Source organism: Streptomyces zingiberis (assembly GCF_012034935.1).
GTDB lineage: Bacteria > Actinomycetota > Actinomycetes > Streptomycetales > Streptomycetaceae > Streptomyces > Streptomyces zingiberis.
The window spans coordinates 138149-152332 of record NZ_JAATEN010000004.1 but is presented as its reverse complement, the minus strand read 5'-3'; the positions used below and the strand labels follow the sequence as shown (position 1 = coordinate 152332).

General features: G+C 73.9%; 9 protein-coding genes. 3 read left to right on the top strand and 6 right to left on the bottom strand.

Going from position 1 to position 14184, the window contains the following annotated elements:
- Positions 1-11: 11 nt before the first annotated feature.
- From HCK00_RS06655 to HCK00_RS06645, 3 genes are all read right to left on the bottom strand, one after another.
- Positions 12-1871, bottom strand: coding sequence for an NAD-binding protein (locus HCK00_RS06655; protein ID WP_168101043.1), 1860 nt, complete (start codon positions 1869-1871; stop codon positions 12-14).
- Positions 1872-2179: 308 nt separating this feature from the next.
- Positions 2180-4411: an OmpL47-type beta-barrel domain-containing protein gene (locus HCK00_RS06650; protein WP_206320021.1), complete on the bottom strand. Its 2232-nt coding sequence runs from the start codon at positions 4409-4411 to the stop codon at positions 2180-2182.
- Complete coding sequence (locus HCK00_RS06645; protein WP_206320020.1) at positions 4408-6984, bottom strand: ThuA domain-containing protein; 2577 nt, start codon at positions 6982-6984, stop codon at positions 4408-4410. Before HCK00_RS06645 ends, HCK00_RS06650 begins: the two co-directional genes overlap by 4 nt.
- A 396-nt stretch (positions 6985-7380) precedes the next feature.
- Here HCK00_RS06645 and HCK00_RS06640 point away from each other — a divergent pair, with 396 nt between their 5' ends.
- Complete coding sequence (locus HCK00_RS06640; RefSeq protein WP_168100841.1) at positions 7381-8397, top strand: multicopper oxidase domain-containing protein; 1017 nt, start codon at positions 7381-7383, stop codon at positions 8395-8397.
- 554 nt (positions 8398-8951) lie between these two features.
- Here the strand turns inward: HCK00_RS06640 and HCK00_RS28865 are convergent.
- Complete coding sequence (locus HCK00_RS28865) at positions 8952-9893, bottom strand: IPT/TIG domain-containing protein (protein WP_206320019.1); 942 nt, start codon at positions 9891-9893, stop codon at positions 8952-8954.
- Between the two features lie 1053 nt (positions 9894-10946).
- Between HCK00_RS28865 and HCK00_RS06630 the strand changes: the two genes are divergently transcribed.
- Both HCK00_RS06630 and HCK00_RS06625 read left to right on the top strand, forming a co-directional pair.
- Positions 10947-11774: an IPT/TIG domain-containing protein gene (locus HCK00_RS06630; RefSeq protein ID WP_168100839.1), complete on the top strand. Its 828-nt coding sequence runs from the start codon at positions 10947-10949 to the stop codon at positions 11772-11774.
- A gap of 130 nt (positions 11775-11904) precedes the next feature.
- Positions 11905-13401, top strand: coding sequence for an IPT/TIG domain-containing protein (locus HCK00_RS06625; protein ID WP_168100838.1), 1497 nt, complete (start codon positions 11905-11907; stop codon positions 13399-13401).
- A 131-nt stretch (positions 13402-13532) separates the two neighbouring features.
- On the opposite strand, the gene HCK00_RS06620 is transcribed toward HCK00_RS06625, so the two are convergent.
- Positions 13533-13712, bottom strand: coding sequence for a hypothetical protein (locus HCK00_RS06620; RefSeq protein WP_168100837.1), 180 nt, complete (start codon positions 13710-13712; stop codon positions 13533-13535).
- Between the two features lie 111 nt (positions 13713-13823).
- Entirely contained in the window at positions 13824-14117 is a 294-nt protein-coding gene (locus HCK00_RS06615; protein WP_311765180.1) for a DUF1360 domain-containing protein, read from the bottom strand.
- Between the last annotated feature and the right edge of the window lie 67 nt (positions 14118-14184).

The window sequence follows — 14184 nt, the reverse complement described above, 5'->3', positions numbered from 1 at the left end:
GCCCGGCGCGCTCAGCGGCCGGCCGGTTCCGGCTCCCCCGCCCCGGCCCGCGGCTGCCGCCCGAGGAGTTCGGCGAGCCCCTGCCGGGTGGCGGCCAGCACGACCCGGTCGCCGGTCAGCAGCACGTACCCCGGGTGCGGCTGCCAGAGCAGCTCCCGTTCCCCGGCGGAGCCCTGGCGGGGCACCAGGCCCGTCAGATCGGGCGCCCGGTCGTCGGAGGCGGCCACGTCCACGGCGATCACCCGCCAGGAGCCGGGGCGGAACGCCTCCGCCACCGTGCGGCCCTCCAGCGCCTCGCAGCCCTCCACGTCCACGGCGGCGAAGAGCAGCACCCGCCGCTCGACGGGGATGGCGCCGAGCACCTGACGGCCCATCATCGCCCCGGCGAAGGCCGGTGCCGCCAGGGAGGTGACGCTGCGGCTGCGGGTGACGGCCTCGGGGTGGGAGTCGCGCAGGGTGCGGTAGACGGCGGCGGCGAACCGGTCGTCGTACAGGCGCAGCACCGTCCGCAGCCGGCCGGCGACCCCGCGGGCGTAGAGGACGGCCTCCAGGTTGATGGAGTCGGAGCTGGTGAGGGCCAGCAGGGCGGTGGACCGGTGCACCTTGGCGGCCTCCAGCACGCCCTCCTCGGTGACGTCGCCGATCACGGTCGGGACCCGGTAGGAGCGGGCCACGGCCACGCCCCGGGCCTCGGGGTCCTGCTCCACGCAGACCACGGGTATGCCCCGCGCGTGGAGCTGGGTCAGCACCCGGGTGCCGATCTTGCCCAGGCCGAGGAGGACCACGTGGCCGGAGAGCCCGCGCGGTGGCCGGCGCAGGCTGCTGGCGGAGCGGAAGCTGCCGAACCCCTCCAGGACGGCCGCCACCAGGACCGGCAGCAGGAGCAGCCCCACCAGGCCGGAGAGGAGCTGGAGGATCTGGCGGGCGGGTTCGTCCTCCAGCGCGGGCTCGTTGATGGCGATGAGGTCGAGCAGCGAAAGATAGGCGGAGTGCAGCGCGCCGTCCCCGGTGAGCCAGACGGAGGCGAGGGTCAGCGCGGCGACGGCCGACACCAGCCCCAGCAGGGCCACGCGTACCCGGCGGGAGAAGAGCGTGGACAGCGGCGCGGTGCGGCCCAGCCGGGGCGGGGGCGGCGGGCCCTCGTGGCCGACGGCCTCCAGCACCACCCGGCCGCGCGCGGTGGAGTCGGCCGTCAGTTCGTCGTCGGGGAGGAGCAGCGGGCCGCGGGCGCCGCTGGCCTCGGAGCCCTCGCCCGCGTCGGGGCTGTCGTCGGAGGAGAGCAGGGCGAGGGTGCACAGCGACGGCGGTCCGCCCGCGGCCCCGCCGCCGGCCTCCGGGCCGCGTTCGGCGGCGCGCAGGATCAGCCCGTCGGCGTGGACGACCTTGCTGGTGCCGATGAGCGCGGCGGCGGCGAGGGCGGGCGCTGCGGTGTCGGCGTCGGAGAGGACGGTGGTGGAGGCGTCGATGGCGCGGGCGTCGAGGTCGGGCGCCTGGATCTCCACCGACCGGTCGAGCAGTTCCTCCAGGTGGCGGCCGAGTTTGCGGTTGTAGAGCCGGATGACCAGCCGCAGCCGGGGGTTGAGCCGGCGGGCGCGGAGGGCGGCGTGGATGTTGACCTCGTCGTCGTCGTGGACCAGGGCCAGGGCCTGCGCCGTGCCCACCCCGGCCTCGGTGAGCACGTCGTCGTCGACGGTGCGGGCCTCCAGGACGCGGACGGGGGCGACGGGTTCGCGGCGGCCCGGGATACCGGCCGGGGTGTGGCCGGAGCGCCCGCGGGCGGGCGGGAGGACGAGGGTGACGGGTTCCCGGTACATGCCGGAGAGCTCGGCGGCGAGACGGTGCGCCAGCGCGTCGTCGCCGCAGACCACCATCTGTGGTCGCGGACCGGCGGGTTGACGGCCGGTGGGGTCGTCCGGCTCGGGCGCTGGGAGGTTCGGCGGGGTGGACACGCTCCATGATCCCCTGTTCCCGGGCGCTCGCGCAGCCCCCGTCACCGCTCCCTCACCTCCACCGGCCTCCCGGGCCGTCCCGGACCGGCGGGAACCGGCCACGGCGGTGGTGCGCCGCGCGCGGGGGCGGACGAGGACGGCACGGGGCGGCCCCGGCACGGGAGTTCCGTGCCGGGGCCGCCCCTCTTCATTCCTGCGGGCTCCGTGCGGGCCGTCACCGGGGGGGGTGGTCACAGCTCCTGGATGCGGACGTTGCGGAAGGAGATCACATCCGTGGTGCCGTGGGTCTGGAGCCCGATGAACCCGTGCCGGTACTGCCGGCCGGCGGTGCCCGGGTCGTCCGCGCGCGCCGGGTTGAACAGGAGGCCGGGGTCGTTGTCGAAGACGTTGAGCAGGACCCCGTTGCGGAAGATCCAGTAGCGCTGGTCGACCACGCGGACCTCGTAGTCGTTCCAGACGCCCTTCTCCTCCACCCCGGCGCCCGCCAGGTTCACCTTGTCGAAGCCGTAGACGGAGCCCGTCTTGTACATGTCGCCGTCCGGCCGGTCGAAGATCTGGTTCTCGTGGCCGTACTTGATGGCGACCCACTCCGGGCGGGTCTCCCCCGGATGCCAGTCGGGGTCGGGGAAGCGGACGAAGACCCCGCTGTTGGTGCGGCCGTCGCCGGGCGCGTCGTCGCGGAACTGCAGGCGCAGCGAGAAGTCCCCGTACTGGCGGTTCGGATACCAGAGCATCCCCATGCCCGCGCGGGTGGTGGAGCTGGTCATCGCGTCGCCGCGGCTGAGGCCGAAGGCGCCGCCGCCGACGTGCTCCCACTCGGCGAAGGACTTCGCGGAGCCGTCGAAGAGGGTGCGGTACCCCTCGGTGCGGCCCTCGGTGCCGATGCCGGAGTCGCGGGCGGCCTTCACCAGCAGGTCGTGTTCGCGCTGGTCGACGACGCCCTGGTCACGGAGGTCCCCGGCGACGCCCTGGACATGGCGGAGGAAGTCCCGCTCGCCGTCCCAGCCGCGCTCGTCCTCGATCAGCTCGTTGATGGTGCAGCCGTCGCCGGTGACGCGGTTGGGCACCCCGGTGTCGACGGTGCCGACGATGACGGTGCGGCGGTTGTCGGTCTCGGGGCAGTCGGGTTCGCTGATCTCCTCCTCGGCGACGGTGAGGTCGAGGGAGCGGGCGGCCGAGGTGTTGCCGGCCTTGTCGGTGGCGCGGTAGCGGACCAGGTGGTCGCCGGCCCGGTCGATGCGCACCGGGTCGGCGTAGACGAGGTACGGGCCGCCGTTGAGGGAGTACTGGACGCGGGCGACGCCGGACTCCTCGTCGGTGGCGGTGAGGGTGACGGTGGCGGCGCCCACATACGCGCCGTCGTCGTTCCGGTCACCGGTGACCTCGGCGGAGACCTCCGGGGCGGTGGTGTCCTGCGCCGGGGGTTCGGCGACGGTGAACTCCACCGACTTCTCCTCGGAGGTGTTCCCCGCGTGGTCGGTGGCCCGGTAGCGCAGGGTGTGCTCGCCCACCGTGTCCACCGCCACGGGGGCGGTGTAGCCGGTGAACTCGCCGTCGTCCAGCGCGTATTCGATGCTCTTCACACCGGAGCCGGAGTCGGAGGCGCTGACGGTGACGGTGGCGGTGCCGAGGTAGGCGCCGTCGTCGTTCCGGTCGCCGGAGACCTCGGCGGAGGTCTCGGGGGCCGTGGTGTCGTCGGCCGGGGGTTCGGCGACGGTGAACTCCACGGTCGCCACCTCGGAGGTGTTTCCCGCCCGGTCCGTGGCCCGGTAGCGCAGGGTGTGCTCGCCCACCGTGTCCACCGTGAACGGCTCCGCGTAGGCGGTGAAGTCACCGTCGTCCAGGGCGTACTCGACGGACTCCACGCCGGAGCCCGGGTCGGTGGCGGAGAGTGCGACGGTCGCGCCGCCGAGGTAGGCACCGTCGGAGTTCTGGGCGCCGCTCAGTTCGTGCGAGACCTCGGGCGCCTCGGTGTCCTCCTCGCCGCCGCCCCCGTCGGTGACGACGAGGGTGCCCTGCATGGAGCCGTGGCCGGGGATGGTGCAGTAGTAGCGGTAGGTGCCGGGGGTGAGGGTGACCTCGGCGGTGTACTTGCCGCCGTTGGCGTCGGAGGGGTTGGCGAGGATGTTGAGGTCGACGTCGGCGTTGTAGCGGGAGGGATCGGAGGTGTCGAAGGTCAGCGTGTGCGGCATCCCGGTGGTGTTGCCGGTGGCCTCGCTGTTCTCGAACACGATCGTCGCAGGCCCGGCCACCGCGGTCTGCGGGGCCGTCTTGTAGCGGGTGATGTCGCTGTCCGCGGTCCAGGTCAGCACCTGGTCGGCGGCGGTGGCGGGGCGCCCGCCGCCGTCGGCGCGGGCGGCGGGCGGCGCGGTCAGCCCGAGCGCGGCCACCAGCGCCACCACGAGGGCGGCGAACAGGCCACGGGAGCGGACCACCGCGGGGTACGGGGTCGCTGTGCTCATCGGTCACTCCCCTTCGCTCCGGCGGACGGGTCGCCGGAGATCAGGTCGCCGGCGGCCGGGGTCGCGGCGCCGCCGGTGTAGGTGACGCGCCACAGCGCCGACTCGTCGGTGGAGGTGAAGAAGCCCCGGCCGTAGTCGAGCACGTAGAGCGCGCCGTCGGGGCCGAACTTCCAGTCCATCAGGTTGCGGATGCCGGTGCTGCCGACGGGGATGATCTTGTCCAGGCTCTCGGCGTGGACGGGCAGCCCGCCCTTGTCGGAGGTGTCCGGGTCCAGGGTGATGGCGTGGCGCGGCTGGTCGCCGTCGTAGAAGTCGCCGACGAACCACTTGCCGTCCCAGTAGGCGGGCCAGCGTCCGGCGCCGTCACCGGACGGGTCGTGCCGGTAGACGGGGCCGTTCATCGCGGCCTGCGAGCCGCCCTTGAGCCAGGGCAGCAGGTAGCGCGCGTCGTCGTTGCTGTAGGACGGGACGCCGTCGCCGTTGCGCGGGAAGTCCGGGCCGCCGCCCTGCGGCGAGTACCAGATGGTGTTGGACTTCACGGGCGGCAGGTCGACCAGGCCGTCGTTGTTGGGCGACTCGTTCTTCGGCTTGTCGCAGTTGTACCAGCCGAGGGGTTTCGTCGGGTCGGGCAGGTTGCGGTCCCGGTAGGGCTGCTTGTTGCCCATGCAGTAGGGCCAGCCGTGGTTGCCGGCGCTGTGGATGGCGGCGAAGGTGTCGTACTTCGCCGGCCCCCAGGTGGGGCTGGGCTCCCCGGCGTCCGGCCCGACCCAGCCGGCGTGCAGGGTGTCGGTGGCCGGGTCGACGGAGATGCGCGACGGGTTGCGGACGCCCATCACGTAGATCTCCGGGCGGGTCTTGCCGCCGCCCTCCTCCGCGCCGGTGAAGAGGTTGCCCTCGGGGACGGTGTAGGTGCCGTCGTCCTCGGGGTGGATGCGGAGGATCTTGCCGTTGAGGTTGTTGGTGTTGCCGGAGGTGCGGCGGGCGTCGGCGAAGGACACGCCCTTGAAGTTCGGCTGCGGGTTGTTGCCCGAGTAGCCGTCGCTGAACTGCGAGGAGTTGGTGTCACCGGTGGCGATGTAGAGGTTGCCGCGGGAGTCCCAGGCCATGCCGCCGCCGGCGTGGCAGCAGCTGTGGATCTGCACCTCCCACTCCAGGAGGACCTTCTCGGAGGCGGTGTCGATCCGGTTGGTGGCGTGGTCCAGGGTGAAGCGCGAGACCCGGCGCTGCCCGAGGTGGTTCTCCCGGTCGATCTCCGAGTGCGGGGTCCAGTGCAGGTAGATCCAGCCGTTCTCGGCGAAGTCCGGGTCCAGCTCGATGCCGAGCAGCCCCTCCTCGTTCTTGACGAGTTCCCCGCCGCCGCCCTTGTTGCCGAAGACCTCCAGCACGCCGGCGAGTTTCGCCTTGCCGGTGCCGGGGTCCCAGACGTGGACGGTGCCCATGCCCAGGCCGATGTCGGGGTCGTTCCAGTCGGTGACGACGGGGTCGCTGTTGGCGCCGCCGCCGCGGCCGATGTAGAACACCCGGCCGTCCTCGGCGGTGACCAGGCCGTGCGGCTCGCCGATCACGTCGGACTGGCCGGCGGCGTTGGGCGGGGTGACCCGCTCCGCCGTGTAGTTGCCCGTGATGGTCGCCTGGCAGTCGGCGCGGGCGAGCCGGGAGGTCCACAGCAGGGCGCCGCGCAGATGGGTGCGGAACCGCTCCTCGCCGAAGCTGTCCGCGGTGCCGCCCATGCCGGTGTAGAAGGAGCGGCCGCCGCGGTAGTCGCGGCACCAGGAGACGGGGTGGTCCCAGCCGAGGGCGTCGGTGCCGGGGCTGTAGGTGCGCTCGCGCACCCGGGCCACGGTGTGCACGTCGCCGGAGGGGCTGGGCTTCCAGTTGAGCCAGACGTCCCGCCGCGACCACTCCTGCGGCAGGTCCGCCGTGGCCGGGTGGTCGTCGTCGCCGACCTCGACGGTGGCGCGCTGCACGTTCGCCGGGCCGCCGGCGGCGGGCCGGGTGCCGATCAGGCCGGTGAACCAGGAGGAGTCCGGCTCGGTGCGGGCCGCGTCGTGCACGCCGAGGAAGCCGCCGCCGGATTCCACATAGGCGCGGAAGCCGTCCTCCTGGGCGTTGTTCAGCACGTCGCCGGCGGTGTCGACGAAGACCACCGCGTTGTACTGGCGCAGCTTCTGCGCGTTGGCGAAGACGGCCGGGTCGCCGGTCGCCTCCACGGCGAACCGCTGGGCCGCCGGGCCCTCGTAGCCGATCTCCTCCACGGCCTCGGCCGCCGCCCGGGCCCGGGCCGACGGCTGCTCGCCGGAGGCGTGGAAGACCAGCACCTTCACCGTCCCGGGGGCGGATCCGCCGGGCGGCGCGGCGGCCTGCGCGGCGGTCCCGGCGGTCTCGACGGAGAGCGGGACCGGCGCGGACGCCGGGCGCTCCCCCTCGGGAGGCGCCGCCGAGACGGGTGTCCCTCCCAGCATGGTCACGGTCAGGCCGGCGGCCAGCAGCGCCGTGGTGCACGCGCGGCCTCTGCGGCTCCGGCTTCTGCGCCCTCGTCGAGCCGAGGGTTCCGGCTGCGGATTCACCCGCATGGCTCTCTCACCCCTCTGCGATCCCAGCAATGTCTCGAAGCTAGAGGTCTTTTGACGAGCCGCCAATAGGTATGACCGCACATCGACAAACTTTGTCCTGGCGCTAGAGAAACTGTCCGGCGGCGGCTACCTTGATGCCGTCCCGGCCGTGGATTCCCCGGACCGGCCGCTTGTTTCCGCCGTCCCCGCCGCGCCCGCCGCGGGTACCGGCGGGGACCGGCGCCGTCCCCACCGCCCACCGACGACACCTGGCTCCGACGACACCTGACGGCCGGCCACCGGCCACCGGCGCCCCCGGCGGCCGGCGGTCCGTACGCCCGGCCACCGCCGCCGACCCGCTGAACAGCCGCAGGGCCCCGGCACAGGCAGGGGCCCGGCAGGGATGGGAGAGACACGATGACCGAGACAGGCGTCTCCCGGCGCTTCTTCTCACGGCGGTCCTTCACCGGCGGGGTGGCCGCCGCCGCGGCCCTGGCCGCGCCCGCCCTCGCCCCCACCGCGACCGCCGCCTCGGCGGCGACCCCGGCCGCCGCGCCCGCACGGACGAACGCCGCCGTGCGCACCGCGAAGGCCGGCGGCGAGGAGCGGCACCTCACCCTCTACGCGGAGAACCTGCCGGGCGGGCAGCTCGGCTACGGCCTCAAGCCGGGCAAGGCCACCGTCCCGGGCCCGCTGCTGGAGATGACGGAGGGCGACACCCTCCACATCGAGCTGGTGAACCTCTCGGACGTCACCCTCAGCCTCCACCCGCACGGCGTGGACTACGAGATCACCAGCGACGGCACCCGCATGAGCGGGTCCACGGTGGATCCGGGCGAGCGCTACACCTACACCTGGCGCACCCACGAGCCGGGCCGCCGCGCGGACGGCACCTGGAACCCCGGGAGCGCGGGCTACTGGCACTACCACGACCACGTGGTCGGCACCCCGCACGGCACCGCCGGCATCCGCAAGGGCCTGTACGGCCCGCTGATCGTGCGCCGGGCGGGCGACCTGCTGCCGGACAAGCAGTACACCATCGTCTTCAACGACATGACGATCAACAACCGGGCCGCCGACGACCGCTACGACGTCACGGCCACGCTGGGCGAGCGGGTCGAGTTCATCTCGATCACGCACGGCGAGTACTACCACACGTTCCATGTGCACGGGCACCGCTGGGCCGACAACCGCACCGGTCTGCTCGACGGCCCCGACGACCGCACCCCGATCATCGACAACAAGATCACCGGCCCGGCCGACTCCTTCGGCTTCCAGGTGATCGCGGGCGAGGGCGTGGGCGCCGGGGCGTGGATGTACCACTGCCATGTGCAGAGCCACTCCGATATGGGGATGGTCGGCCTCTTCCTGGTGGCGAAGGAGGACGGCACCATCCCGGGCTACGACCCGGAGGATCCGGGCCACGAGCACTGATCCGCCGCCGGCCCGTCAGGGACGGGCCGCTCGCGGTCCGTTCCCGGCCGCACCGGGCTCCCCGGTCCCCCGGTCCCCCGGCTTCCGTCGGAGATCCCGTGAGCCCGCGAGCCCGCCCGCCCGTTCCCGGAGCTCGGCACGCGGAACGGCCCGGGTCCCGTGACCGAAGCCATGGGACCCGGGCCGCCGACCGCCGGCCGGCACCTGGGGAGGCACCGGCAGGCGGGTCCACGTCCGGAGACGGAACCTGCCCACCGACCACGGCGTCCGTCCGGCCCGCCCCGGTTGCCCGGGAGAGCCGTGCGGCTGCCTGTCGAATCCCGCCCCCGGCCCGTCGGCCGAAGGGTGCGGACGTATTCAGGGAAGCACCCGCCCCCGGCTCCGGCAACGAGCCGGGGATTAGTCACACCAGGCCACCGGGGGCACACCCTCCCCATACCGCGTACCACCGGGCGCACCCGGCGCCCGGCCCGCGCTCCGGCGCCCGGAAAGCGCGGGCGGGGAAGCCGGGAGCCACGGCCCCGGAGCGCGGCAGCCACGGGCCGGGCGCGCGGTCACAGCGGCGGAACGGTGAAGACGGCCAGCGGCGCGGGATCGCTCTGGCCACCGGGGGTGGTCACCTTGATGTCATAGGTGCCGGGGGCGAGCGTCGGCGGGACGGTGGTGGTGAGCACGGTCGCGGAGATCTGCGTGAAGTCGGCCGGCACCTGAATGCCGTCGTTCTCCAGCTCGAAGACGACGCTCACCGCGTCCAGCAGGCAGGTACCGGTGACGGTGATCAGCGAGCCGACCACGGCCGCGTTGGGCACCACGGCGGTGACGGCCGGCTCCTCGTAGAAGACGTACTGCGTGGGACCGCCCTGGACCGGGCTGACGCCGCCGAGCGAGGTGACCCGGACCTCGGAGGGGAAGGTGCAGCCGTCGGGGTGCTGCCCGTTCTGCGGGGTCAGGACGGTGACGATGGTGTCCGAGATCACCCGGACGTCGGTGCCGGGCCCCACGCCGACGAACTCCACGCTCTGCGTGGTCGCCAGGGAGGAGCCGAAGAGGCTGATCCGGATGGGCGTGCTGGAGCCGCGGTTGCTGCTGAGCGCGGTGACCTGCGGGATGGCGATGTAGAAGAACGGCAGGAAGTTGCTGGTGGCCGTCCCCGTGAAGACCGAGACGTCGTACTGGCCCGGTGGCAGCGCCGGGATCGTCACGGTGACCGTGGTGCTGGAGACGGACACCACGGGGTAGCGGCGGGCGCCGAAGTTGACGCCGACGGCGCCCCCAGGCCGGTGCCGGTGATGGTCATGAGCTGGGGTGTGCGCCCCTGGGTGGGGCTCAGTGAGGTGATGACGGGGGCCATGACGGCCTGCCTCTCGTGTCGGTGGCCGCCGGACCGGACCGCCGGCGGCTGCGCCCGGCCCACCGCGGGCCCGCGGACTCCTGCGCGGAGGCGGGCCGCCGGGGCGGGGGCTTCGGGTCTTGCGGTGAGCCGCCGCTCCGCTCACCGGAGGCGATGCGGCACCGGACCCCGCGTGTGTCTCCGGCACGGCTCCGGGCCCCGCCCGGCCACGGATGCGCGCGCGGGTGCGGCTGCCGCACCGGGTGCGACGGTCGGCCGGCTGGGCGGCCGGGTGGTTGAGGATGGGCGGCCGGCCGGTCGGGGACCGGGCGGTTGAGCGGTCGGCGGAGCGGAGGGGGCCGGCTGGGCGGCCGGCGGAACGAGCCCATCCCGGGGACTCGCCCCCTCCCGGGGCGGCGGGGCGGAGCGGGAGGCGCCGGCCACCTGGGGCGGTGACGCCCGTGCCGCCGCCGGAGCGGTGTCCCGGCGGGCTCTCCCGGGCGGTGGGCGGCCCGGCGGGTGGGCAGGTCCAACTGGGCGGAACCGCCCGGCCGTCGCTCGCCCGTGGGCCGTTCCGGCCCCCGCCGGCCGTTTCAGTAACGCAAGCGCGCCGAGTGCCCGGCAAGGGCGGATGAGGCGCCTCACCCGCCCGGAGCAGCGCGTTTCCCGTCCCCGTCGTGGCCGGGTACCACCGGCGTCCGGGGTCCCGGACGAGGTGAGCGGGCGCACCGGGGGCGCCCGTGCCCGGCCGGTGGTGCGGGCGGTGCCACCCGCGGCAGGTGGGACGCTCACCCGCACGGGTGACTTCCCGGGGTGCCTCTTGCCCCCCGGGGTGGCGGGTGGCGTACTGGCCGTGTACCGGTCCGGTGGGCGCCCGTCCCCGGACAGCCGGCAGCGGCCCGCGCCGGCGTCCCGTCAGGCCGACGGCTCATTCCCCGCCCAGGACGTGCGGTTGGGTTCTGCCACCCGCCCGGGCCGGCGCACACGGGTCACCCCCGGCTCTCCGTCCCGGGCCGACGGCCCCTCCCCCGGAGCCCTTGTCCGGTGGAGTGATCCCGCCGGCCGTCGCCCGGCCGCGTTCCTCCCCGCCCGCTCTCCGGCCACCGCTGCCCGCGGTCCGCGGCTCCCCTCCCCCCGCGCCTCCCCCGACGGCGGCGGGACGAGCGGCGCCCCCTCTTCCGAACGATCTTCACACGGCATTCAGCGAAGGAGTTCTTCCATGCCGACCATCACCAGCATCGCCCCCACCAGTGGGACCACCGGCACAGCGGTCACCATCACCGGCCCCTCCGGCACCTTCGGCACGGTGGGCAGCACGGTCCGGGTCAACTTCGGCACCCGAACCGTCAACGGAACCGTGGCGACCGCCACCACCGTCACCACCACCGCCCCGGCGGGCTGCTCCGGCCAGACGCAGGTGAGCGTGACCGCGCTCAACTCCACCAGCAACTCCCTGCCGTTCTTCTACATCACCGGCCCGGTCGTCACCTCGGTGTCGCCCGCGCTCGGCACGGCGTCACCGGGTTCGGTCACCCTCACCGGTACCGGGCTGTCCACCGTGACCGCCGCCAGTGACGTGTCCTTCGGCGGCACCCCCGCCACCGCCATCGTCAGCCGCACCGGTGACACGCAGCTCACCGTCACCGCCCCCACGGGCACGATCGGCCCCAGCGGCATCGCGACGGTCACCGTCACCGCCACCAACCCCGGCGGCGGCAGCACCCCCAGCCCCTGCGGCTTCTCCTCGTTCACCTACTACGCGGCTCCGACCGTGACGCCGAACTCGGCGAGCCCGGCCACGGCACCCGCTGGAACCACGGGCGCCACCGCGACCGGTGCCAACTTCTACGACCTGATCTCCGTGACCCTCGACCCGGGAGACGCCCCCGTCCAGCCCACGGAGAACGCCTTCGCCACGACGTCGGGCCTGATCGTCTTCGACATCCCGGCCGGCACCCCCGCGGACGCCTACTCCGTGGTGGTGCAGACACCCGGCGGCACCAGCACCCCGAACCCCGCGTTCGACGACATCACCGTCACGGCCTGAACCGACGGCCTTTCGCCCCCAGGCGCTCCCGAGGAGCCCTCTCGGACCCGTCACCGGCGGGCCCAGCCACCGCTGTGCCCTGGCTCCGGCCAGGGCACAGCCCTATCCGGCCAGAACAGGAAGGCCCGTCATGCCCCCCGTGATCACCGCGCTCAACCCCGCTCAGGGGCCCACCACCGGCGGAACCACCGTCTCCGTCACCGGCACCGGCCTCGACGGTGCCGCGCAGGTGCGGTTCGGCCCCGTCCTGGTGCCCTTCACGATCGCCGGTCCCACGCGGCTCGACGCCACGGCGCCGCCCGGCACGGGCTCGGTGCCCGTCACCGTCAGGACCGGCGAGGGCACCAGCAACAGCCTCACCTACACCTACGTCACGGCACCCGTCCTGATCACGATCGCCCCCACCAGCGGCCCCACCGCGGGCGGGAACACCGTGACCCTCACCGGTACCGGCCTCACCGCCGTCTCCCAGGTGCGGTTCGGCTCCATCCCGGTGCCCTTCACCGTGGTGAGCTCCACCGAGATCACCGCGACCGCCCCACCCGGCACGGGCACCGTCACCGTCACCGTCCGGTCGAGCGGCGGCACCAGCAACGGCCTCGCCTACACCTACGTCACGGCGCCGGTCCTGAGCGCGATCGTCCCCAACAACGGCCCCACGACCGGCGGCACCACCGTGGTCCTCACCGGGACCAACCTCACCGGCGCCACCGGCGTCTCCTTCGGCGGCACCCCCGCCACCTCCTTCACCGTCGACGGCCCCACCCAGATCACCGCCGTCGCACCCGCCGGCACCGCCGGGTCCGTCAGCGTCACCGTCACCACCCCCGGCGGCCCCAGCAACGCCGTCACCTACACCTACACCGCCGCGGTGCCGGTGATCAGCAACATCACCCCCGCCACGGGCCCCCTCGCCGGGAGCCAGACGGTGGTGCTCACCGGCACCGGGTTCACCGGGGCCACGCTGGTGCGATTCGGGCTCGTGTCCGCGATCTCCTTCACCGTCAACAGCTCCACCCAGATCACCGCCGTCACCCCGCCGGGCGCCGTCGCGGGGCCGATCGGTGTGACGGTCACGACGCCGTCGGGGGTGAGCGCGCCGTCCACGTACACCTACGCCGCCCTCCCGACCGTCTCCCAGGTCCTCCCGGGTCTCGGCCCGGAGGCGGGCGAGAACACCGTGACGGTCTACGGCAGCGGCTTCACCTCGGCCACCCTGGTCCAGTTCGACGGGGCTCCCGCCCCGAGCTTCACCGTGGTGGACGACTTCACGATCTCGGCGACGGCCCCCGCCGGCACCGGTACTGTCGCGGTCACCGTGACGTCCCCCGGGGGCACGAGCGATCCCATGCTCGGCAACCCGTACTACATCTACGTGCCCGTCCCGTCGATCTCGGGGATCGTCCCGAACCAGGCTTCGACGGGAGGCGGAACCAGCATCTCGATCTCCGGCGTCAACCTCACCTACACGGATTCCGTCACTTTCGGCGGCACCCCGGCGACCAGCTTCGCCGCGCTGTCGGACCTCCTGGTGGTCGCCACCGCTCCCGCGCACGCTCCTGGCGCCACCACACTCGTTCTCCACACGCCCGGCGGCTCGGCCAGCGTGCCGATCACCTACGCCTGATCGTCCTCCTGGCTCCGTGCGGCCCCCACCGGGCGGGCGGAACAAGGGGGAGCCCCCGGGTGCGGATCGTCACCGCACCCGGGGGCTTTCGCCGTCCCCGGGGACCGGCCCGGGAGCCTGGGGTCCCGCGCTCAGGGCGTCTCCGGGATCCGCTCCACCCGGCCGCCGGAGGAGTGGAGGGCGGCGTACGCCTCTTCGGGCGTCATGTAGTCCCGGGTGGTGCCGTCGGTGCGGTGGTGGCGCCAGACCGGCCGGCGGATGTGGGGTGGCGGTGCCACGCCGCCACCTCGGCCGCCGCAGTTGCATCCCATGCGGTACCTCCTTCTGTTGCCGTCCCCTGGCCGCCGTCCCGGATCCGCCGGCCCCGGCGCGCGCCGAGGCCGTTCAGGCGCCGCGGGGGGAGCGCGCCGGCCGCCGGTCCGTCAGGTCTCGACGAACCGCGCCGCGGCCCCGTAGAGGTAGCTGACCGTCAGCGCGGTGGCGGGGATCTGGAACCAGAGCGTGTGCCCGTAGAGGAAGGCGAGGGGGACGACCGCGGCCGCCACCCAGACCGACAGGCACCAGGGGCATTCGACGAGGGTGACGAGCTTGGACTCGGGGCCCCCGCGCCTGATGAACCAGGCGCGCAACGGGCCGGCAAGGGCATCCAGGTTGACGAATCGGGTCACCCGGGCGACGGCGCCGAGCGCGAGCAGGAACACGGGAAAGTCCAGCACATATCGAGCGTAGCTACGCCGATCGGCGTAACCCGGACGAGAGCGTCCGGAGTTACGGATGGGGCGA

Coding starts and splice junctions, on each gene's coding strand:
- HCK00_RS06655 (WP_168101043.1), bottom strand. CDS start 1,871: ATGGTGGTCTGCGGCGACGACGCGCTGGCGCACCGTCTCGCCGCCGAG.
- HCK00_RS06650 (WP_206320021.1), bottom strand. CDS start 4,411: ATGAGCACAGCGACCCCGTACCCCGCGGTGGTCCGCTCCCGTGGCCTG.
- HCK00_RS06645 (WP_206320020.1), bottom strand. CDS start 6,984: ATGCGGGTGAATCCGCAGCCGGAACCCTCGGCTCGACGAGGGCGCAGA.
- HCK00_RS06640 (WP_168100841.1), top strand. CDS start 7,381: ATGACCGAGACAGGCGTCTCCCGGCGCTTCTTCTCACGGCGGTCCTTC.
- HCK00_RS06630 (WP_168100839.1), top strand. CDS start 10,947: ATGCCGACCATCACCAGCATCGCCCCCACCAGTGGGACCACCGGCACA.
- HCK00_RS06625 (WP_168100838.1), top strand. CDS start 11,905: ATGCCCCCCGTGATCACCGCGCTCAACCCCGCTCAGGGGCCCACCACC.
- HCK00_RS06620 (WP_168100837.1), bottom strand. CDS start 13,712: ATGGGATGCAACTGCGGCGGCCGAGGTGGCGGCGTGGCACCGCCACCC.